This window comes from Acidovorax sp. SUPP2825 (assembly GCF_030158995.1).
In the GTDB taxonomy this organism is placed as follows: domain Bacteria; phylum Pseudomonadota; class Gammaproteobacteria; order Burkholderiales; family Burkholderiaceae_C; genus Paracidovorax.
In genome coordinates this window covers 15,822-36,861 of sequence record NZ_BQXK01000014.1, presented here as the reverse complement: position 1 = coordinate 36,861, position 21,040 = coordinate 15,822, and the positions used below count along the sequence as shown (strand labels likewise).

Genomic DNA, 21,040 nt, shown 5'->3' with positions numbered 1-21,040 from the left:
CGTTCCAGACGCGCCGCTATCATCGCCACCCCATGCCCGAGATCCTCACCGCCGCCCTCTACCATTTCGTCGATCTGCCCGACTGCGCCGCACTGCAGCCACCGCTGCAATCCGTGTGCGAGACCCATGGCGTGCGGGGCCTGCTGCTGCTGGCGCCCGAGGGGATCAACGGCACGATCGCAGGGGAGCCCGCAGACGTGCGGGCCGTGCTGGCCTGGCTTCGCGCCGATGGGCGGCTGGCCGGCCTGCGCCACAAGGAGGCGCTGGGCGACCGCATGCCGTTCTACCGCATGCGGGTGCGGCTCAAGCGCGAGATCGTCACCCTGGGCGTGACCGGACTGGACCCGGCGCGCAATGCCGGCACGCACGTGCCGCCGGCGCAATGGAACGCCCTGATCGACGACCCCGAGGTGGTGGTGATCGACGTGCGCAACGACTATGAAGTGGGCATCGGAAGCTTCGCCCGGGCGATCAACCCGCGCACGCGCAGCTTCACGGAGTTTCCGGCCTGGGTGGAGCAGCAGCGCGCGCCGGGCGGCGTGCTGGCACACCGGCCCAAGGTGGCCATGTTCTGCACGGGCGGCATCCGGTGCGAGAAGTCCACCGCCCTGCTCAAGTCGCAGGGCTTCGACGAGGTGTTCCACCTGGACGGCGGCATCCTGCAATATCTGGAAGACGTGCCCGCCGAAGACAGCCGCTGGCACGGCGATTGTTTCGTGTTCGATGAACGCGTGTCGGTCGGCCACGGCCTGTCCACAGGCCGGCACCAGCTGTGCCGGTCCTGCCGCATGCCGCTGGGCGAGGCCGAGCTCGCATCGCCCCAGTACCGCCCCGGCGTGAGCTGCCCCTATTGCCATGGCACGCGCACGCCCGAGCAGGAGCGCGCCCTGGCCGAGCGCGAGCAACAGATGGTGCTCGCGCGGCAGCGCGGGCAGGACCACATCGGTGCGCGCCTGGGTTCCTCAGATGCGGCGCAGTCCGATGGTCAGCCCTCAGACGCGCCCAGCGGCCTGCCCGTGCTGTATTCCTTTCGCCGCTGCCCCTACGCCATGCGGGCCCGCATGGCGATCGCAGCCAGCGGGCAGGCCTGTGAATTGCGCGAGGTGGTATTGCGCGACAAGCCGCAAGCCTTGCGGGACGCATCGCCCAAAGCCACGGTGCCCGTGCTGGTGCTGCCCGATGGCCAGGTGCTGGAACAAAGCCTGGAGATCATGCGCTGGGCGCTCGCTCGCCACGACCCGCAGGGCTGGATGGCCGAAGATGCCGCAACGGCCCGGGACGCCGATGCGCTCATCGCGGCCTGCGACGGCACCTTCAAACAGGCCCTGGACCGCTGCAAGTACCCGAACCGCTATCCGCAGCAAACCGGCACGGGGGACGGCGTGGAGGACGCGCCAACGCCCCAGGCCACCGCCACCGCGTTCCTGACCCAGTGGGACGAGCGGCTGGCGCAACACGCCTTCCTGTGCGGCCCGCGGCCCACGCTGGCCGACGTGGCCATCATGCCGTTCGTGCGCCAGTTTGCAGGCATCGACGCCACTGACTGGCAGGTGGGCCCCTGGCCCCATGTGCGAAAGTGGCTGGCAGCATGGGAGGCCAGCACGGCGTTCACGCAGGTGATGGACAAGATGGCGCCCTGGGTGCCCGGAACCCGGGGCCCTGTGTTTCCCGCCCAGGATCCCATGGCAACGCCGGCACCGATCTGACAGATTTGCAACGCCCAAAAAAAGGCGCCTGTTCAGGGCGCCTTTTTCATTCAACGGAGTGCAGTCGGGTTTCAAGCCGCAGCCAGCCGGCGGCGGTTGGCGCCCCCTCGCCCGCCGCGGGCCAGCAGCACCAGCAGCACGACGGCCATGAGCACGAAGCAGATGAACGACCAGTTGGCGATGGAGCCGCCGAGGAAGGTCCAGTCCACCGCAGCGCAGTCGCCTGAACCGCGGAAGATCATGGGGATCGCGCGGCCGATGGGGAAGTGCTCGATCATTCCGTAGAAGTCGCGACCGCAGGTGGCGATCTCGGGCGGGTACCACTGCAGCCAGCACTGCCGGGCCGCCACGAAGGCGCCGAATCCCGACGACAGCAGCGCCAGGAAGGCCCACGACATCCACCAGCCCCGGGTGCCCCGGGCGCTGGCCAGGGCCGCAAACACGGCGACCCCGATGAGCGCATAGCGCTGCACGATGCACATCGGGCAGGGCTCGAGCCCCACGACATGCTGCAGGTACATGCCAAAAGCCAGCATGGCCACGCAGGCCGCCGCGATGAGGCCCAGCACGCGGCGGGGCGCGGCATCCAACCAGTTCAACACCATTGTTCTTGTCCTTGAAGGCCGCGGTCGGCAGCCCTCGAAGGCTGCATCAGATACCGGCGGCGTGGTCCAGAAAAACGCGGGCGCGGCGCGGTGTGACCACCAGCGTTTCACCCTCCCTGAAACCCATCTCCCGGTACTGCTGCGCAGGAATCTGCGCTTCGATCACCGAGTCGGGGCTCGCATTGTCCGCTGGTTTGTGGTCGGCATCGGGAATAAGTTCCAGGCGCGCGATCGGCCCCACGACGATGGCACGGCTGAGCTGCGCGACGATGCCGCGCGGGCGCCCATCGGCGTCAACGCCCTCGCCGGGCGAGTAGCGCTGCACGTCCAGGTCGTGCGGACGCACATAGGCAAAGGCGCTGGCGTTCTGGGCGCCCGCATGCTCGGGCGAATCGATGGCCATGCCCTCCACGTGCACCAGCCCTTCGTGGGCGCGGCCGCGAAACAGGTTCACGTCGCCCAGGAAACCATAGACGAACGGGCTGGCCGGCTGTTCCCACACCTCCTGGGGCGAGCCGCTCTGCTCGATCCGGCCCTGGTTGATGACCACCACGCGGTCGGCCACTTCCAGGGCTTCCTCTTGGTCGTGGGTCACGAAGATGCTGGTCACGTGCAGTTCGTCGTGCAGGCGGCGCAGCCACCGGCGCAGTTCTTTGCGCACCTTGGCATCGAGCGCGCCGAAGGGCTCGTCCAGCAGCAGCACCTTGGGCTCCACCGCCAGGGCGCGCGCAAGGGCGATGCGCTGGCGCTGGCCGCCGGACAATTGCGACGGATAGCGGTCGGCCAGCCAGTCGAGCTGCACGAGCTTGAGCAGGTCGGTCACCTTCTGCTTGATCTGCGCATCGCTCGGGCGCTCGCCGCGCGGCTTCACGCGCAGGCCGAAGGCGACGTTCTCGAACACCGTCATGTGCCGGAACAGCGCATAGTGCTGGAAGACGAAGCCCACGCCGCGGTCGCGCACGTGCACGTCGGTCGTGTCCTCGCCCGAGAAGTGGATGGTGCCGACGTCGGGCGTCTCCAGCCCCGCGATGATGCGCAGCAGGGTGGTCTTGCCGCAGCCCGAGGGGCCGAGCAGCGCGATCAGTTCGCCGGACTGGATGTCCAGGCTCACGTCGCGCAGTGCCTGGAAGCTGCCGAACTGCTTGCTGATGTTGCGGATTTCAATGCTCATGGTGTGCTTTCGTTCAGCGCGCGCCCACGGCGGCGGGTGCGGGGCGCTCGGGCGGCAGCGCGGCCGCGGCCTTGCGCTCCTGCTCGTTGCGCCATTCGGCAATGGACTTGGTGACCAGCGTGACCAGTGCCAGCAGGGCCAGCAGCGAGGCCGCAGCGAACGCCGCCACGGACTGGTATTCGTTGTAGAGAATCTCCACGTGCAGCGGAATGGTGTTGGTCTGCCCGCGGATGTGGCCCGAGACGACCGACACCGCGCCGAACTCGCCCATGGCGCGCGCATTGCACAGGATCACGCCGTACAGCAGGCCCCACTTGATGTTGGGCAGCGTCACGTACCAGAAGGTCTGCCAGCCGCTCGCGCCCAGCACGATGGCCGCCTGCTCCTCGTCGCTGCCCTGGGCCTGCATGAGCGGAATCAGCTCGCGCGCGATGAACGGGAAGGTCACGAAGATCGTCGCCAGCACGATGCCCGGCACGGCGAAGATGATCTTGACGTCGTGCGCCGCCAGCCAGGGGCCGAACCAGCCGTTGGCGCCGAACATCAGCACGTACACCAGGCCGGCCACCACGGGCGAGACGGAAAACGGCAGGTCCACCAGCGTGGTCAGGAACGCCTTGCCCCGGAACTCGTACTTGGCGATGGCCCACGCCGCCGCCACGCCGAACACCAGGTTCAACGGCACCGCGATGGCCGCGGTGATGAGGGTCAGCCGGATGGCGGCCCAGGCATCGGGCTCCTTGAGCGCCGCCACGTAGGCGCCGAAGCCCTTGCGCAGCGCCTCGGTGAACACGGCGGCCAGCGGCAGCACGAGGAACAGCAGCAGGAACGCGAGCGCGATGCCGATCAGCGTCCAGCGCACCCAGAGGGCCTCGGTCGTGCCGGCCTGGGCGCGGCGCACCACGTTGCGCCCGCCGGAGTTGGAAGCGGTGGAAGTCATGCCGGGGCTCCTGCGTGGCGGCGCTGCCAGGCCTGCAATGCGTTGATGACGAGCAGCAGCGCGAAGGAGATCACCAGCATCACCACCGCGACCGCCGTGGCGCCCGCGTAGTCGTACTGCTCCAGCTTGCCGATGATGATGAGGGGCGTGATCTCGGAGATCATGGGCATGTTGCCCGCGATGAAGATGACCGAGCCGTATTCACCCACCGCCCGCGCGAACGCCATGGCAAAGCCCGTGAGCAGCGCCGGGGTGATCGCGGGCAGGATGACGCGCGTGAAGATCTGCCAGCGCGTGGCGCCCAGGCTGGTGGCGGCTTCTTCCAGTTCCTTCTCGGCGTCTTCCAGCACCGGCTGCACCGTACGCACCACGAAGGGCAGCCCGATGAAGATCAGCGCGATCACCACGCCGGCGGGCTTGAACGCCAACTGGATGCCCAACGGCTCCAGGTACTGCCCGACCCAGCCGTTGCCGGCCAGCAAGGCGGTGAGCGAAATGCCCGCCACCGCCGTGGGCAGCGCGAACGGCAGGTCTACCAGGGCATCGACGATCTTCTTGCCCGGAAAGCGGTAGCGCACCAGCACCCAGGCGATCAGCAGGCCGAACACGAGGTTGACCACCGCCGCGATGAACGACGCGCCGAAGGTGAGCCGGTAGGACGCCAGCACGCGCGGTGCGCTGATGGCGGTCCAGAACTGGTCCCAGGTCAGCGTGAAGGTCTTGAAGACCAGCGCCGACAGCGGGATGAGCACGATGATGCTCAGGTAAAAGATGGTGTAGCCCAGCGTCAGGCCGAAGCCGGGCAGAACCCGCTTCGGGCTGCGCCGGGCCCCGCCCGTGGACGCCACGGCGGCGCCGGGCAAGGCAGAGGTCGCAGCGTTCATGTCTTACTTGGCGCCGGGGGTGTAGAGCTTGTCGAACTGGCCGCCGTCGTTGAAGTGCACCTTCTGTGCCTCGCCGAGCGAGCCGAAGTACTTGGCCACGGTGAACAGCTTGACGGGCTTGAACAGGTCGGCGTGCTTTTTCAGCACCGCTTCGGAACGCGGACGCAGCGCGTGGCGGGCCGCGATCTCCTGCGCCTCATCGGAGTAGAGGTAGTCCAGATAGGCCTTGGCCAGTTCGCCCGTGCCCTTCTTGGCGACGGTGCGCTCGACCACCGCGACGGGGTTTTCGGCCAGCACGCTGCTGGAGGGGTACACCGCATCGACCTTGCCCTTGCCGAATTCGCGCTCGATGGACAGCACCTCGGATTCGAACGTGATCAGCACATCGCCGGTGTTGCGCTGCAGGAAGATGCTGGTGGCATCGCGCCCGCCCTTGCCCAGCACGGGGACGTTCTTGAACACCTGGCCCACGAACTCAGCGGCCTGGGCGTCGGTGCCGCCCTTCTCGCGCACGCTGCCCCAGGCCGCCAGGTAGGCGTAGCGGCCGTTGCCGCCGGTCTTGGGGTTCACCACGACGACCTGCACGCCGGGCTTGGCGAGGTCGTCCCAGTCCTTGATGTTCTTGGGGTTGCCCTTGCGCACCAGGAACAGCATGGTCGAGGTGGTGGGCGATGCATCGTTGGGGAAGCGCTTGGCCCAGTCCTTGGCGACCACGCCGTTGGTGGCAAGGAAGTCGATGTCGGTCGTGGTGTTCATCGTGACCACGTCGGCGTCGAGGCCGTCGTTCACCGCGCGGGCCTGGGCGCTGGAGCCGCCATGGGCCTGGTCGATCTTCACGTCCTTGCCGGTGGTCTTCTTGTAGTGGGCGGCGAAGGCGGGGTTGTAGTCCTTGTAGAACTCACGGGCCACGTCGTAGGAAGCGTTCAGCAGCGTGGACGTCTGTGCCGACGCGACGCCGCCAGCCACCAAGGCCACCACGGCCAGGAAAGTCTTGAGTTTTGTCCGGGAAGTCATGTCTGCGCCCTCGTTACTGAAAAAGTGAAACCGATTGTGGGCGGCAGCGCTTAAAACTCAAAAGAATATATTTTTGTTAATTAATCGACTTCCAGAATATAGAACACCGGCAAAAACAAGGGGCGGTGTAGCAGGTTTGAGCAAAAAATGCCCCCAGTGCAATGGATACTAGGGCGTATAGCTACAAAAACAATAGCAACCTCATCAGGCGGCGGAACGGCTTTCCGTGGCACCATGGCCGAGGCCCCACTCCGCGCCATCGACCAGCGAATGCAGCAGTGCCCAGCCCAGGGGCCATTCGCCATGGCCCGAGTCCACGTTCACATGCCCCGCCTGCGGCAGGCGAACGAACTCGCTGCCCCAGGCCCTCGCGTAGGCGCCGGCCAGGCGGATGGGGCAGTAGGGATCGTTGCTGCTCGCCACCAGGATGCTGCGGTACGGCAGCGGCGCGTAAGGCACGGGGGCGAAGTCGCTCAGCACCGCCCGGCGCTCCGGATCGGCCGGGGCGACCAGCAAGGCGCCCTGCACCCGGGCCGCGGCCGGTTCGCCCATGTGCGTCGCGGTGATGCAGCCCAGGCTGTGCGCCACCAGCACGACGGGGTGCGGCGCCTCCAGCACGGTGCGCTCCAGCGCCGCCACCCAGGGCGCCCGCGCGGGCGTGACCCAGTCGTCCTGCACCACGCGCCGTGCGCCGGGCAGCCGCTCCGCCCACAGGCTTTGCCAGTGGCCAGGTCCGGAATCGCGCCAGCCCGGGACGATGACCACCGAGACCGGGCCGCCCGCAGCGGTGCGTGCGGACGGGGCCGCCTGCGGCGCTGCGCCGTCGAGCCGGCCGACCGGCCGCCCGGATGCGGACAAAGGCGTGGGTGCGCTGCTGCTCATGGCCGGCAGGGCACGGTGGCCAGGGCATGGAACAAGGGAAAGATTCGAACCCCACGGGAGGTGCGGAACGACAGTGCAGTGGCCATGGAACAGGCTCCTCAACGGTGGATGCGGCCCATTCTGCGATTCCGCCCTTAAAACCCAAACGAATATATTCTTTTGAATTAATCGCGAATTGATCTTAAGAAGCGACCGACGCCGCGCTGCCGAGGCCCTCGGTCTCGGATGCCGGCACCGCCGTTGTCGCGCCTTGCAGCGTCTCGCCCAGAAAGTCCAGAAACCGCCGGACCGCGGGCGTCAGGCCGCGTCGGGAGGGGAACACCGCGTGCATCACCCCACGCTCCGGGGCCCATTCGGGCAGCAGGTGCACCAGCCGGCCGCTGCGCAATTCGTCCTGGCACATGTAGTCGGGCAGCCAGCAGATGCCCACGCCGCCCTGCGCGGCCAACTTGAGAGTGAGCAGGTCGTCGGCCACATAGCGCGGGCTGTGCTGCCACACCGCCTCCTGCCCTCCGGGGCCGACCAGCCGCAGCGAAGCACGGCCGTCGGCGGCCGACATGGCGATGCTGTCCATGCGTGACAGTTCCTCCAGGGTGTGCGGCGTGCCCTGGCGCGCCAGTTGGGTAGGGCTGGCGACCAGCAGCAGGTCGCCCTCGCTCAGCCGCTTGATGACCATGCTGCCGCTGTCGTCCAGCTTGGCCCGCACGCGCAGCGCCACATCGACGCCCTCCTCCACCAGGTTGACCACGCGGTTGCTCACCTGGATCTCCACCCGCACGAGGGGGTAGCGCGCCATGAACACCGGCATCATCTCGCCCAGCAGGGTCTGCGCGATCGTGACGGGGCACACCACGCGGATCGTGCCGCGCGGCTCAGCCTGGACGTGGGCCACCGTGTCGGCCGCCGCCTGCGCGGACTCGCGCATGGCCTGGCAGTGGCGCAGATAGGCCTCGCCCACCTCGGTGAGCGACAGCTTGCGCGTGGTGCGCTGCAGCAGCCGCACGCCCAGTTGTGCCTCCAGATCGGAGACGCGGCGCGACAGGCGCGACTTGGGGATGCCGAGCGCCCGGCCCGCAGCGGCAAACCCTCCGCGCTCGACAACCTCGGCGAAATACAGCATGTCGTTGAGATCTTGCACAGTCATCCCTTGCAGATTGTTCCACCTATAGAACAATCTATCGCAAACCGGCCGGCTTATCAATCAATGCACTCATCTGCACAATCTATCCAACGCTGCACACCGGGTGCGGCCCCATCCTGAGGAGAACCTTCCATGCAACTGCTGCACATCGATTCCGCCATCACCGGCGAACAGTCCGTCTCGCGCCAACTCACCGCCCGCGCCGTGGCGGCGTGGGTCAAAGCCCATCCCGGCACGCAAGTGCAGCACCTGGACCTGGTCGCCCAGGCACCGGCCCATTTCACGATGGAGGCCATGGCGCCGCGCACCGGCCAAACTGAAGGCCTGAGTGAAACACAGCGCCGTGAAAACGCCGTGTCCGAACAACTGGTGAGCCAGTTCCTGGCGGCCGATGTGATCGTGGTCGGCGCGCCGCTCTACAACTTCGGTGTTCCCACGCAGCTCAAGGCCTGGATCGACCGCATCGCCCAGCCGGGCCGCACGTTCACCTACACCGCCACGGGCCCACAGGGCCTGGCCAAGGGCAAGACGGTGATCGTCGCCTCCAGCCGCGGCGGTGTGTATTCGACGAGCGATGCCGGCCGCGCCATGGAACACCAGGAGAGCTACCTGCAGACCGTGTTCGCCTTCTTCGGCATCACCGACGTGCGCTTCGTGCGCGCCGAAGGCGTGGCCATGGGACCGGACGCCAAGTCCAAGGCCCTGGACAGCGCGGATTCCGACATCCGGGCACACGTGGCGCAATCCCGCCAGGAAGCCGTGGCCGAAGCCGCCTGATCCACCGGACAACTGCGCAGTCACCAGGAAGCCGGCCTTGCGCCGGCTTTTTTGCGTGCGCCGCAAGGCGCCTACAGCGCACGCGTCCAGGTCTCGCCCACCAGGGACTGGCCGTAGGCGGTGTAGGGTTCCGAGGCCACGAGCGTGAAGCCGCGCTGCGCATACAGGTGGCGGGCAGCGGCCAGGCAGCTGTTGGTCCACAGCGTCATCTCCGCGTAGCCCTGGCCCCGCGCGAAGGCGATGCACTCATCCACCAACCGGCCGCCCAGTCCCATGCCCCGCGCCTGGGGCGCCAGGATCAGCATGCGCAGCCGGGCGGTGGTGTCAGACTCGCGCACCACGAAGGCCGCCCCCATGCGCTCGCCATCCACCTCGGCGATCCAGCACCGGTCGAACCCGGGCTGGAATTCGCGCACGAACCGCGCGGCGATCTCGGCCACCATGGCCTCGAACGCCTGGTTCCAGCCGTATTCGCGCCAGTAGATTTCGCCATGCATCTGCACCACCCAGCCCATGTCACCGGGCACCGGGTCGCGCAGCACCACAAGGCGGGGGCGGCTGGGCGGTTCGGAAGACAACAGCGTCTCCAGGCGCTGCATGGCGGCCAGCGCGTCGGCCTGCTGCGCGGGCGACAAGCGCGCCAGGATGGCTGCCGCCTCATCGCGCGAGCGCTGCTGCAGCGGGGCGAATGCGGTGTGTCCGGCGTCGGTCAGGCGCAGCAGGCTCTGGCGCGCATCCTTTGCGCCCGGGCGGCGCTCCAGCCAGCCGGCCTTCTCGAACCGGCGCAGGATGCGGCTCAGATAGCCGGCGTCCAGGCCCAGGTCCCTGGCGATGTCGGTGGCGACGGGCTCGGTGCGGTGGGCCAGCTCGTAGAGCACGCGCACGTCGGTCAGGGACAGGTCGCTGCCCAGATAGGCGTCGAGCACGCCGATGCGGCGCGTGAAGAACCGGTTGAACTGCCGAAGCGCCTTGACCGCGGCCGCGGGGACGGGCGCAGGCGCGGGAGCGACCTGGGGATCTGACGCCATTTTCATTTGCCTTCATCAAACAATTGGTTGACTTTAGCAACCAATAACGCGAATGGCAAATAAAAAGTCCGGCCACCCATCACAGGACGGCCGGACTGGAGGCGCTGAAAACCAGCGGCCGGTCAGAGCTTGGCGTGCTGCTTGACCCAGGCCACGTACTTCTCGACCCAGCCCTGCAGGAACTGGCGGCTGGCCTCGCCGATGTTGCCGTCCTCATCGAACAGGCCATCCTTGGCCTGAACGAAGGCTTCGGGCTGGCCCAGCGTGGGCACGTCGAGGTAGGCCAGCACGTTGCGCAGGTGCTGCTGGGCCATGGCCGTGCCGATGGCGCCGATCGACACCCCGATCACGCCAGCCGGCTTGCCGCCCCAGGCGCTCTGCCCATAGGGGCGGGAGGCGTGGTCCAGCGCGTTCTTGAGCACGCCGGGAATCGAACGGTTGTATTCGGGCGTGACGAACAGCAGGCCCTGCGACTGGGCGATCTCGGTCTTCAGGCGCAGCACGGCGGGAGCCGGATGGGCATCGTCGTCCTGGTTGTACAGCGGCAGGTCGTCGATGCGCAGCTGCGTGAAGTGAAAGTCCGGCGGCGCGAGCCGGGCCAGGGCCGTGGCCAGCTTGCGGTTGAACGAGTCCTTGCGGAGACTGCCGACGATGACGGCGATCTGGTATTGGTCCATGAGCACTCCTTGTGAAACAGCCAAAAAGACGGAACGGCGCGGGGCCGCAACGGGCCATGATAGACACGGCCTGCGGCGTTCCAGCGCTGCGCGAGGCGCCTTCAGGGCCCGCTTTCGAGGAACGCCAAAGCGTCATTTGCTATTATTTTTGTAGCTATATGCCCTAGTATTGATTGCGCTGGCGCCCTTTTCAAGCAAAACACCCCCGGCGCTGCAGCGCAGCATCCGGGGGTGCGGGGTCATGGCGCAAACGCGCGCTTGTCCTACCCGGCGCGGCGCTGGCCGGCGAGGCGGCGCACCACATGCACCAGCCGGTCGATCTCATCGAACGTGTTGTAGAACGCGAGCGACGGCCGCACGGTGGTCTCCACGCCGAATCGCCGCAGGATGGGCTGCGCGCAGTGGTGCCCGGTGCGCACGGCGATGCCTTCGTCGTTCAGCGCCTTGCCCACTTCCTCGGTCGAGTAGCCGGCCAGCACGAACGACATCACGCTGGCCTTGTCATCGGCCGTGCCGATCAGCCGCACGCCCGGGATGGCGCGCAGCTGCTGCATGCCGTACACCAGCAGCTCGTGCTCGTAGCGCGCGATGTTCTCGATCCCCACGCGGTTCACGTAGTCGATCGCCGCGCCCAGGCCCACCGCGTCGGCGATGTTGCCCGTGCCGGCCTCGAACTTGTTCGGGATCGGCTGGAACACGGTCTTCTCGAACGTCACGTCGGCAATCATGTTGCCGCCGCCCTGCCATGGGGGCATGTCTTCGAGCACTTCGCGCCTGCCCCAGACCACGCCGATGCCGGTCGGCCCGAACACCTTGTGGCCCGAGAACACGAAGAAGTCCGCGCCGATGTCCTGCACGTCCACCCGCATGTGCGAGACCGACTGCGCGCCATCGACCAGCGCCTTCGCGCCCGCACGGTGGGCCAGCGCCACGATCTCCTTGACCGGCACCACGGTGCCCAGCGCGTTGGAGACCTGCGTGACGGCGACGATCTTGGTGCGGTCGTTCAGGAGCTTCTGGTATTCATCGAGCAGCACCTGGCCCGAGTCGTCCACCGGAATCACGCGCAGCCTCGCCCCCTTGGCGGCAGCGAGCTGCTGCCAGGGCACGATGTTGGCGTGGTGCTCCAGATGGCTGACGATGATCTCGTCGCCCTCGCCCACGTGCTGGCCGCCCCAGCTCTTGGCCACCAGGTTGATGGCCTCGGTGGTGCCGCGCACGAAGATCACCTCGTTCACATCGGGTGCGTTGATGAACGTCTTCACGCGCTGGCGGGCGCCTTCGTAGGCATCCGTGGCGCGGGCGGCAAGTTCATGCGCCGCGCGGTGGATGTTCGAGTTCTCGTGCGCGTAGAAGTGGCTGATGCGGTCGATCACCGCCTTCGGTTTGTGCGTGGTAGCCGCATTGTCGAACCACACCAGCTGGCGGCAGTTCACGCGCTCGGACAGCACGGGAAAGTCGCGCCGGATGGCGTGCACGTCGAACGGCGGGTGCTGCCCCTGGCCCGCCAGCGGCACCGTACCGTGCGGCGCGGGCTTGGCCGGGGTGACGTAGCCGCTGGGCAGCACCACCGCGTCCACGAAGTAGAACTTCGGATCGGACGACGGCGCAGCCGCCAGGCTGGCCGGTGCGGCCGGGGCCTGGCCCGCATGCGCTGCCTGCGGCTGCGCGAACGGCAGGCGCGCCAGCGCATCCAGCCGGTCGCCGGACGGCGGCGTGGGCACCGGCGCGCCCCGGGGCGATGGCTGCGCCTGGCGCTCGCCGACGAAGTAGTACGGCGAGGCCGGAGAGGCAGGCGCTGCCGGATGGGCCGCCGCCTGCGATGCGCTCGCGCCCGAGGCCTCGGGCACACCCAGCACCCCGCTGCCAAGGCGCGGCTCGTAGGCCGGAAGCGTGCTCACCACCGTGTCGGGCAGGCCGTTGGCCGCCGTGGCGTGCGGCAGCAGCGCGGGGGCGCGGTGGCCGAGCGACAGCACCTGCGTGGGCGAAGCCGGCAGCAGGTTGGTGCCGGGCACCTGGCCCTGCGGGATCGGCGTGCCGGGCACGCTGGGCCCGAAGCCGGCGGGGCTGGCCAGGGGCGAGCCGGGCGGCGCGATGTTGGCCGGCGCCTGCACGCCCGGCGGCACGGCGCCCAGGCCGGGCACGGACGAAGGCGGCACCGAAGGCAGGCCGCCTGCGGAGTGCACGCCCGCAGGCGATGCCGCCTCGCCCGGCAGCGCCGAGAACAGGGCATTGGCCATGCGCGCGATCAGCGCCGGGTCGATGGGGGCGCCGGACGCGTCGGCGCCCGGCGAGAAGGAAGCGAGGGTCATGGCCGCTCCTTGCGCTTCACTTGTAGGTGTCCGGGTAGTCGTGGTACTTGTTCACCTCGACATCGTCCAGCACGGCCAGCGCATCGCTGGTGAGCACGGCCAGCGAGCAGTACTGCGAGATCAGGTAGGACGCGATGGCGTGGTTGTTGATGCCCATGAAGCGCACCGACAGGCCCGGCCCCTGCTCGCCCGCCAGGCCCGGCTGGAACAGGCCCACCACACCCTGGCGCTTGTCGCCCACGCGCAGCAGCAGGATCTTGCTCTTGCCGTCGGCCACCGGCACCTTGTCGGACGGAATGAGCGGAATGCCGCGCCACGTGATGAACTGCGAGCCGAACAGGCTCACCGTGGGCGGCGGCGTGCCGCGGCGCGTGGCTTCGCGGCCGAAGGCGGCAATGGCGAGCGGGTGGGTGAGGAAGAAGGCGGGCTCCTTCCACACCTTGGTGAGCAGCTCGTCCAGGTCGTCCGGCGTGGGGGCCCCGGTGAGCGGGAAGATGCGCTGCGCGTCGGTCACCTGGGCCAGCAGGCCGTAGTCGGGGTTGTTGATGAGCTCGCTTTCCTGGTTTTCCTTGATCGTCTCGATCGTCAGGCGCAGTTGCTCCTTGATCTGGTCGTGTGGGCTGCTGTACAGGTCCGACACGCGGGTGTGCACGTCCAGTACCGTGCTCACGGCGTTCAGGAAGAATTCGCGCGGGTTTTCTTCGTAGTCGACGAAGGTGCGCGGCAGCTGGTTTTCTTCTTCCTTGGCCGTGCAGGTGACGCGGATGGATTCCGGGTTCTTGACCTTGTTCAGGCGGTAGATGCCCGCCTCCACCGGCACCCATTGCAGCAGGTGCGTGAGCCAGCGGGGGCTGATGGTTTCGAGTTGGGGGACCGTCTTGGTCGCGTTGGCCAATTGCCGTGCGGCGTTGTCACCCAAGGCGGTCGTACCGCCCACAGTTGCAGACATGGAGAACTCCGTGCGTTGTTGAAGAAAGCCTGGGCAGTGTCAAAGCTTCCAGCGCATCGCTCAACAGGCTATAGCCGTCAATTGCAGTCCCCGCACGAGATTCGCATCGCCGATCGACTCGCCCCGCGTGACCAGCGCCGAGGGCCGCACGCCCAAGGCGCCGGCCAGCTTTTCCACCGTGAGCAGCGAGGCGATGGCGGCGCCCCGCTCGATCTCCCCGACGTAGGAGCGGTTCAGGTCCGAATGCTCGGCCAGCCGCTCCTGCGACCAGCCTTGCGCCTCGCGCGACTGGCGCACCGCGACCCCGAAGTTCTTGATCAGTACAGACATGCGTTTCCCTGTTTCTTTTTGCTGATACTTTTACAGCGCTGCGCCCTGCTTTCGGGGGCTGCGCCGCACCTACCCTTCTCGCGACACCGCCTGCGTGACGTTGCCGCCCGGCGGCACATCGTGAGTGACCCACACGTTGCCGCCGATGACTGCCCCACGCCCCAGAGTGACCCGGCCCAGCACGGTCGCGCCCGCATAGATGACCACGTCGTCCTCGACGATCGGATGGCGCGGCAAACCTTTCTGCAAGTGACCGTCGGCATCCGTGGGAAAGCGCTTGGCGCCCAGCGTGACGGCCTGGTACAGGCGCACGCGCTCGCCGATTACCGCCGTCTCGCCGATCACGACGCCCGTGCCGTGGTCGATGAAAAAACCCGCGCCGATCTGCGCGCCCGGATGGATGTCGATGCCGGTCTGGCCGTGCGCCAGTTCGGCCACGATGCGCGCCAGCAACGGCAGGCCCAGCGTGTAGAGGCGGTGCGCGATCCGGTGGTGGATCATGGCCAGCACGCCTGGATAGCACAGCAGCACCTCGTCCACGCTGCGCGCGGCGGGGTCGCCCTGGTAGGCGGCGAGCACGTCGCTGTCCAGCAGCCGGCGGATGTCCGGCAGCGATGCGGCGAACGCCTGCGCGGCCTCCAGCGCCTGCGGCTCGATGGCCGTGCCGTCGCCCGAGCCCTGCTGGCGCGCGACGTAGCGCAGCTCCAGCCGGATCTGCGCCAGCAAGGTGTGCAGCGCCAGGTCGAGCGTGTGGCCCACGTACCAGTCCTCGCTTTCCTGGCGCAGGTCGTGCGGCCCCAGACGCATGGGAAAGAGCGCGCCCTTCAGTTGCTCCAGCGCCTGTGCCAGCGCATCGCGCGACGGAAATTCGCGCCCGCCGGGTTCCTGGGAGCGCTTTTGGGAATCGCGCCATTCGCGGCGGACGGCGTGCAGCGACTGCACGATGTGATCGATCTCGAAGACAGCCATCAAGGCCTCCTGCCTGGGATGAAAAAATGGCGGCCCTCGGCGGGCCGCCGGTGGGGCCGCGAGGCCGCCGTCAGTCCTGCACCCAGGGCAGGCGGTGATGGCGCCAGCCGTCCGACGCGCCGCGCTGCTGGCGGTCGTCGATCTCGCCTTCGAAGCCCTCGGTCACATTGAAGACATTCTGCAGGCCCGCCTTGGCCGCGGCCTCGGCCGCCAGCACCGAGCGCTTGCCGCTGCGGCACAGCAGCAGCACGGGGGCATCGCGCGTGGCGGCCTTGGTGATGGCGGCCTCCAGTTCGCGCACGAAGCGGGGGTTGCGGGTGAGCGCCGTGCCCGTGGCCCAGGCCACGTGCAGGCTGCCCGGCACATGGCCGACGAACTTGCGTTCCTCGCCTGATCGCACATCCACCAGCAGGGCCTGGCCCGAGGTGAACAGGTCCCACGCAACCGTGGGCGGCACGCCGCCGGCGTGGGCCAGGCCCAAGGCCTGGGCGTCGTTGTGGGCGGCTTGCAGTGCGGGGGGCAGTTCGGTGTCTTGCACAGCGGTGGACATGGATCGTTCCTTTGAATCTGTGTGAATGGGTGGCTGCAGCCGTCCGTTTGGCGGGGCCTGGCCGTCCAAAGCCAATGTAGAACCGCTCCGGCGCGAATCCAACGAATAAAAAATCGGTTTCTCCATCGAAAAACATCTAAGCAACTCGTTGACTCTCTTTACGGCCCACCTCGGCGTCCCGCACCCATGAAAAAAGCCGCCAGCACCCGGGAAGGCGCTGGCGGCTTGATCGAACGCGGGCCGATCAGAAGCCCGGCAGCACGGCGCCCTTGAATTCCGTCTGGATGTACTGGCGGATTTCTTCCGACTGGTAGGCCTTCACGAGCTTGGCGACCCAGGGCTTGTCCTTGTCGGCCTCGCGCACGGCGATCAGGTTGACGTAGGGACTCTTGGCGCTTTCCTGCGCGATGGCGTCCTTGGCGGGGTTCAGGCCGGCGGACAGCGCGAAGTTGGTGTTGACCGCGGCGGCGTCCAGATCGTCCAGCGAGCGGGCCAGTTGCGCGGCATCGAGTTCGACGAACTTCAGCTTCTTGGGGTTGGAGACGACGTCCAGCGGCGTGGCCTTCAGGCCGGCGCCTTCCTTGAGCTTGATGAGCCCCTTGTCCTGCAGCACCAGCAGCACGCGGCCGCCGTTGGTCGGGTCGTTGGGAATGCCGAACTTGGCGCCTTCCTTCAGGTCTTCGAGCTTCTTGACCTTCTTGGAATACAGGCCGATCGGGAAGTTGACCGTGTAGCCCGCCGACACGAGCTTGTAGCCGCGGTCCTTGACCTGCGCGTCAAGGTAGGGCTTGTGCTGGTAGCTGTTGGCATCCAGGTCGCCGGAAGCCAGCGCCGCATTGGGCTGCACGTAGTCGCTGAACTCGACGATCTGGAGCTTGAGGCCGTCCTTTTCAGCGACCTTCTTGACCTGCTCGAAGATCTGCGCATGCGGTCCGGCGGTGACGCCGATCTTCAGCGGCTTGTCCTGGGCCAGAGCGCCGGTCTGGAAGCCGGCGGCCAGGGCCAGGGCGAGGGTCGATTGCAGCAGGAAACGCTTGTTCACGGAAAACACCTTTTGAGAAGAGATGTCGGCATCTTAGGGTTTGCCTTATAAAACCCATAAGAATACGTTTTCATTTCCTTACTACGGGTGGACATAAAAACAAGGGCAGAGGGCGCTGCTATAAATCCTGCATGCCCTCCCATGCCACCTCTGCTCCGGATTTCGACCTGCCCACTGTGCGCGCCCTGGAAGAACGCGCATTCAATGCCTGGCCCGCCCGCCAGACCGTTTTCCACCAGGGCTGGGTGTTCCGCCTCTCCGGCGGTTTCACCAAGCGGGCCAATTCGGTCAATGCGCTGGAACCCGGAATGCCGTTCGACGGCGTGCTCGAGGCGGCGCAAACCCTCTACGCCAGCCAGGGCCTGCGGCCTGTGTTCCGGATCTCGCCGCTGGTGAGCGCCAGCGCCGAACAGGCGCTGCAGGACGCGGGCTATGCCCTTTTCGAGCCCACATGGGTCATGCAGGCGCCTCTGCTGGAGGGCGCGCCACCGCAGCCCTCGGTGGAAATCGCGCAGGCGCCGACGGCTGAATGGCTGGACGGGTTCGCCGCCGCCAACGGCGTGGCAGCGGCGCACCACGCCACGCACCATGCCATGGTGCAGTCGATCGCCCTGCCCTGCGCCTTCGCCACCGTGCGCCAGCATGGCCACGCCGTGGGCTTCGGCCTGGGCGTGCGCGAGCGCGGGGCCGTCGGTTTGTTCGACATCGTGGTGGCGCCCGCGCACCGCGGCCAGGGCCATGGCCGCGCGCTGGTCCAGGCGCTGATGCAATGGGGCCGCGCGGGCGGCGCGGGCTCGGCCTACCTGCAGGTGCGCGGCGAGAACGCCACGGCCCGGCGGCTGTACAGCGCGCTGGGGTTCACCGACACCTACCGCTACCACTACCGGGTGCCGGCAGAACCTGGATCCACCCCTTGATGCGGGCGGCCGCCGGACCACGCGATCCGGCCCGGGCGCCCTCCTGCGGGCCGCTCAGCGGTGGCTCAGCCGGCGCACCGCCCAGTCGCCCAGGCTCTGAACGGCCTGCACGAAGAAGATCAGCACCACCACCACCGCCAGCATCACGTCGGGCAGGAAACGCTGGTAGCCGTAGCGGATGCCCAGGTCGCCCAGGCCGCCGCCGCCGATCGCGCCAGCCATGGCCGAGTAGCCCGTCAGGCTGACGAAGGTGATGGTCAGGCCCGCGACGATGCCGGGCAGCGCCTCGGGCAGCAGCACCTTCCAGACGATCTGCCCGGTGGTGGCGCCCATGGCCTGGGCCGCCTCGATCAGGCCGTTGTCCACCTCGCGCAGCGAGGCTTCCACCAGCCGCGCCACGAACGGCGCCGCGGCCAGCGTCAGCGGCACCACGGCCGCGGCCGTGCCGATGGACGAGCCGGTGATGAGCCGCGTGAACGGGATGATCGCCACCAGCAGGATGATGAACGGCGTGGAGCGCACGGCGTTCACGATCCAGCCCACCGTCTTGTTCAGCGGGCCGTTCTCCAGCACGCCGCCGCGGTCGGTCAGCCGCAGGAACACGCCCAGCGGAATGCCCAGCAGCGCGCCGACCACGCCCGAGATGCCCACCATGATGACCGTCTCCCACAGCGAGGTGGCAAACAGCTCCAGCATCATTTCCGAAAAATTCTCGAACATCTCAGGCCCCGCTCTCTTCGCTCGCTTGCACTTCCTGCACCACCACCCCTTCGGCGCGCAGTTGCGCGATCGCCGTGGCCAGCCGCGCGGCGTCGCCGCTGGCATACACCGCGAGCGAGCCGAAGGTCTGGCCCTGGATCTCGTCGATCTGCCCGTGCAGGATCGACAGGTCCAGCCCGTGCTCGCGGATCAGGCGCGACAGGATGGGCTGATAGGCGCGCTCGCCGGCATACGACAGGCGCAGCAACTGGCCCACGCCGCCCTGGCCCGCAGCCCGCAGCTGCGACGCCAGGTGACGCACGTGGTCCAGCACGCTGGCGGGCAGTTCCTGCGGCACGATCTCGTCGATCAGGCTTTTGGTGATGGGCTGCTGGGGCCGGGTGAACACGTCCAGCACCGGGCCCTGCTCCACGATGCGGCCGGCATCGATCACGGCCACGCGGTCGGCCACCTGCTTGATGACCTGCATCTGGTGGGTGATGAGCACCACCGTCAGGCCCAGCTCCTGGTTCACCTGGCGCAGCAGCGCGAGAATGGAGCGGGTCGTTTCCGGGTCGAGCGCCGAGGTGGCCTCGTCCGACAGCAGCACCTTGGGCCGGCTGGCCAGTGCCCGGGCGATACCCACGCGCTGCTTTTGCCCGCCGCTGATCTGCGCCGGATAGCGGTCGCGCAGGGCCGACAGGCCCACCAGCTCCAGCAGCGGATCGACCCGGCCGCGGATGGCGGCCTTGTCCATGCCGGCCAGCTCCAGCGGCAGGGCCGCGTTCTCGAACACCGTGCGTGAGGACAGCAGGTTGAAATGCTGGAACACCATGCCGATGTCGCGCCGCGCCTCGCGCAGTTGCGCATCATTGAGCCGGGTCAGGTCGCGACCCGCCACGATCACCTCGCCCCGGGTGGGCCGGTTCAGCAGGTTGATGACGCGCACCAGCGAGCTCTTGCCCGCGCCGCTGCGCCCGATGATGCCGAACACTTCGCCCGGCGTGATGTGCAGGTCGATGCCGCGCAGCGCCTCCACCGGCCCCTGCGAGCCCTGGTAAATCTGGGTGATACCCCGTAAATCGATCATGAAAATGCCATGGCGCCACCGGGGCCCGCAGGCCGCGGCGGCGCTGAAAAGGAAAAATGCGGATGCGGGAATGTACGGGCTTGCACCCCAAACGCCAACGACCCTGAAATTGGGTGCTAAGACATTGCGGTTATGTAGCCGCGCCGAAGTCGTGGCAAAACGATCTTTTCCCGCGCTGGGGTTTCGGGCCGTTCGGGATGGCCGGGCGGTGGATCGCAGCGGGCCTCGACCCGCGCCCAACCTGCACCGGGTGGATTCGATTGCTATTTATTTCATAGCAATATGCCCTAGTGGATATTGTGCTGGAGGCATATTTCATCCAAAACTCCAGCCAAGGCCCCGGCTCACGCCTGGCCCCGGTTGAACCCCGTATCGAAAGTCTGCCGCACATCCAGCCGCTGGCGCAGCAGCCCTGCGGCCAGGTAGAAGTCGGCCGTGCGCTGCTGGTCGGCCACCACCGCGGCGTCGATGTCCACCCATTTCGTCGCACGGCGCTCGAACTGCAGCTGCGCCGCCTCCACCGGGATGCCGATGATGCGCGACAGCGATTCGGCGAACGGCCGGGCGTTGCGGTACGACCAGAGCTGCGCGCGCTCCACGCGCTCCTTGAAGTCGCGCAGGGCCTCGCGCTTGGTGTCCAGCGCCCCCTGCGTGGCCGCGAGAAAGCTGAGCCCGCTCGACAGCCCCCGCCCGTTGACCAGCACCCGCGCATGCCCGCTCGTCTCGGCCAGCGCCGTATACGGTTCCCAGGTGGCCCAGGCATCGACCGAGCCCTGCGTGAGCGCGAGCTTGGAGTCGGCCGGCGGAATGAACCGCACGTCGGCGTCCGCACCCTTCAGGCCCGCGGACTCCAGCGCCTTGAGCGTGACGAAGTGGCCGATGGAGCCGCGGTTGGTGGCGATGCGTTTGCCCTTGAGGTCGGCCGCCGTCTTCAAGGGTGAGTCGGGCCGCACCAGCACCGCCGTGCCGTACGGGTCGGAGCGGTTGGCGGCGAACGCCCGCACCTGGCTGCCGGCCGCCAGGGTGAAGAGCAGCGGCGCGTCGCCGATAGGGCCGAAGTCCACTGCGTTAGCGTTCAGCGCCTCGGCCAGCGGGGCGGCGGCCGGGAACTCGCTCCACTGGATGTCGTAGGGCAGGCCCTTCAACTCGCCCGCCGCCTCCAGCAGCGCGCGCAGCCCGCCCTTCTGGTCGCCCGCGCGCAGTGCGATCCGCTGCTGCGCGTGCCCCAGCACGGGCGAGAGAAAGGACGCTGCGGCCACCGAGGCCGTCATGAAGCGGTGGAAATGTCGCCGTTGCAAGGCCATGGAAGCTCCGTGTTCTGAAAGGGAAGAAAAAAGGAAGAGGAAAAGGAAGGAGA

At 67.9% G+C, this 21,040-nt stretch carries 21 protein-coding genes; 3 read left to right on the top strand and 18 right to left on the bottom strand.

Annotation, left to right across the window (positions count from 1 at the left end):
- The first annotated feature begins 32 nt into the window (after window positions 1–32).
- Window positions 33–1,706 carry an oxygen-dependent tRNA uridine(34) hydroxylase TrhO gene (gene trhO, locus AVAK2825_RS24820; RefSeq protein WP_349817180.1) on the top strand — a complete coding sequence of 558 codons (1,674 nt, stop codon included), beginning with the start codon at window positions 33–35 and terminating at the stop codon, window positions 1,704–1,706.
- A gap of 71 nt (window positions 1,707–1,777) precedes the next feature.
- On the opposite strand, the gene AVAK2825_RS17460 is transcribed toward trhO, so the two are convergent.
- From AVAK2825_RS17460 to AVAK2825_RS17430, 7 genes are all read right to left on the bottom strand, one after another.
- Window positions 1,778–2,311 (bottom strand): disulfide bond formation protein B, encoded by a 534-nt coding sequence (locus AVAK2825_RS17460; protein WP_284401192.1) that lies wholly within the window; start codon window positions 2,309–2,311, stop codon window positions 1,778–1,780.
- Window positions 2,312–2,357: 46 nt separating this feature from the next.
- Complete coding sequence (locus AVAK2825_RS17455) at window positions 2,358–3,482, bottom strand: sulfate/molybdate ABC transporter ATP-binding protein (RefSeq protein WP_284401190.1); 1,125 nt, start codon at window positions 3,480–3,482, stop codon at window positions 2,358–2,360.
- A 13-nt stretch (window positions 3,483–3,495) separates the two neighbouring features.
- Window positions 3,496–4,422, bottom strand: coding sequence for a sulfate ABC transporter permease subunit CysW (cysW, locus tag AVAK2825_RS17450; RefSeq protein ID WP_284401188.1), 927 nt, complete (start codon window positions 4,420–4,422; stop codon window positions 3,496–3,498).
- Window positions 4,419–5,306, bottom strand: coding sequence for a sulfate ABC transporter permease subunit CysT (gene cysT / locus AVAK2825_RS17445; RefSeq protein WP_272569058.1), 888 nt, complete (start codon window positions 5,304–5,306; stop codon window positions 4,419–4,421). The genes cysW and cysT overlap by 4 nt, the downstream gene beginning before the upstream one ends.
- Window positions 5,307–5,309: 3 nt before the next feature.
- Complete coding sequence (locus tag AVAK2825_RS17440; protein WP_272569056.1) at window positions 5,310–6,320, bottom strand: sulfate ABC transporter substrate-binding protein; 1,011 nt, start codon at window positions 6,318–6,320, stop codon at window positions 5,310–5,312.
- Between the two features lie 204 nt (window positions 6,321–6,524).
- Window positions 6,525–7,202: an RBBP9/YdeN family alpha/beta hydrolase gene (locus AVAK2825_RS17435; protein ID WP_284401186.1), complete on the bottom strand. Its 678-nt coding sequence runs from the start codon at window positions 7,200–7,202 to the stop codon at window positions 6,525–6,527.
- A 181-nt stretch (window positions 7,203–7,383) separates the two neighbouring features.
- Window positions 7,384–8,340 (bottom strand): LysR substrate-binding domain-containing protein, encoded by a 957-nt coding sequence (locus AVAK2825_RS17430; protein WP_284401348.1) that lies wholly within the window; start codon window positions 8,338–8,340, stop codon window positions 7,384–7,386.
- Window positions 8,341–8,475: 135 nt separating this feature from the next.
- Here AVAK2825_RS17430 and AVAK2825_RS17425 point away from each other — a divergent pair, with 135 nt between their 5' ends.
- Entirely contained in the window at window positions 8,476–9,120 is a 645-nt protein-coding gene (locus AVAK2825_RS17425; protein ID WP_284401184.1) for an FMN-dependent NADH-azoreductase, read from the top strand.
- Between the two features lie 71 nt (window positions 9,121–9,191).
- Here the strand turns inward: AVAK2825_RS17425 and AVAK2825_RS17420 are convergent, their stop codons facing one another.
- From AVAK2825_RS17420 to AVAK2825_RS17385, 8 genes are all read right to left on the bottom strand, one after another.
- Complete coding sequence (locus AVAK2825_RS17420; RefSeq protein ID WP_502870558.1) at window positions 9,192–10,148, bottom strand: bifunctional helix-turn-helix transcriptional regulator/GNAT family N-acetyltransferase; 957 nt, start codon at window positions 10,146–10,148, stop codon at window positions 9,192–9,194.
- Window positions 10,149–10,270: 122 nt separating this feature from the next.
- Window positions 10,271–10,825, bottom strand: a complete 555-nt coding sequence (locus AVAK2825_RS17415; RefSeq protein WP_284401180.1) for an NADPH-dependent FMN reductase — start codon at window positions 10,823–10,825, stop codon at window positions 10,271–10,273.
- A gap of 263 nt (window positions 10,826–11,088) precedes the next feature.
- Entirely contained in the window at window positions 11,089–13,137 is a 2,049-nt protein-coding gene (locus AVAK2825_RS17410) for a family 2A encapsulin nanocompartment cargo protein cysteine desulfurase (RefSeq protein ID WP_284401178.1), read from the bottom strand.
- Window positions 13,138–13,153: 16 nt separating this feature from the next.
- The gene (locus tag AVAK2825_RS17405) at window positions 13,154–14,086 is read right to left on the bottom strand and encodes a family 2A encapsulin nanocompartment shell protein (protein WP_272547788.1); all 933 of its coding nucleotides are present in this window, start codon (window positions 14,084–14,086) and stop codon (window positions 13,154–13,156) included.
- A gap of 60 nt (window positions 14,087–14,146) precedes the next feature.
- On the bottom strand, window positions 14,147–14,416 hold the full coding sequence (locus tag AVAK2825_RS17400; RefSeq protein WP_284401174.1) for a helix-turn-helix domain-containing protein: 270 nt from the start codon (window positions 14,414–14,416) through the stop codon (window positions 14,147–14,149).
- 69 nt (window positions 14,417–14,485) lie between these two features.
- Window positions 14,486–15,385 carry a serine O-acetyltransferase EpsC gene (gene epsC, locus AVAK2825_RS17395; RefSeq protein ID WP_284401172.1) on the bottom strand — a complete coding sequence of 300 codons (900 nt, stop codon included), beginning with the start codon at window positions 15,383–15,385 and terminating at the stop codon, window positions 14,486–14,488.
- Between the two features lie 70 nt (window positions 15,386–15,455).
- A complete protein-coding gene (locus tag AVAK2825_RS17390; protein WP_284401170.1) occupies window positions 15,456–15,935 on the bottom strand; it encodes a rhodanese-like domain-containing protein in 480 nt (159 codons plus the stop codon).
- A 244-nt stretch (window positions 15,936–16,179) separates the two neighbouring features.
- Window positions 16,180–16,977 carry a MetQ/NlpA family ABC transporter substrate-binding protein gene (locus tag AVAK2825_RS17385; RefSeq protein WP_284401167.1) on the bottom strand — a complete coding sequence of 266 codons (798 nt, stop codon included), beginning with the start codon at window positions 16,975–16,977 and terminating at the stop codon, window positions 16,180–16,182.
- 131 nt (window positions 16,978–17,108) lie between these two features.
- Between AVAK2825_RS17385 and AVAK2825_RS17380 the strand changes: the two genes are divergently transcribed.
- Window positions 17,109–17,894, top strand: a complete 786-nt coding sequence (locus AVAK2825_RS17380; protein ID WP_284401165.1) for a GNAT family N-acetyltransferase — start codon at window positions 17,109–17,111, stop codon at window positions 17,892–17,894.
- A gap of 54 nt (window positions 17,895–17,948) precedes the next feature.
- Here the strand turns inward: AVAK2825_RS17380 and AVAK2825_RS17375 are convergent, their stop codons facing one another.
- From AVAK2825_RS17375 to AVAK2825_RS17365, 3 genes are all read right to left on the bottom strand, one after another.
- Complete coding sequence (locus AVAK2825_RS17375; protein WP_272547794.1) at window positions 17,949–18,614, bottom strand: methionine ABC transporter permease; 666 nt, start codon at window positions 18,612–18,614, stop codon at window positions 17,949–17,951.
- Between the two features lies 1 nt (window position 18,615).
- Entirely contained in the window at window positions 18,616–19,683 is a 1,068-nt protein-coding gene (locus tag AVAK2825_RS17370; RefSeq protein ID WP_284401157.1) for a methionine ABC transporter ATP-binding protein, read from the bottom strand.
- A 344-nt stretch (window positions 19,684–20,027) separates the two neighbouring features.
- Window positions 20,028–20,987: an ABC transporter substrate-binding protein gene (locus AVAK2825_RS17365; protein ID WP_284401155.1), complete on the bottom strand. Its 960-nt coding sequence runs from the start codon at window positions 20,985–20,987 to the stop codon at window positions 20,028–20,030.
- Window positions 20,988–21,040 lie beyond the last annotated feature (53 nt).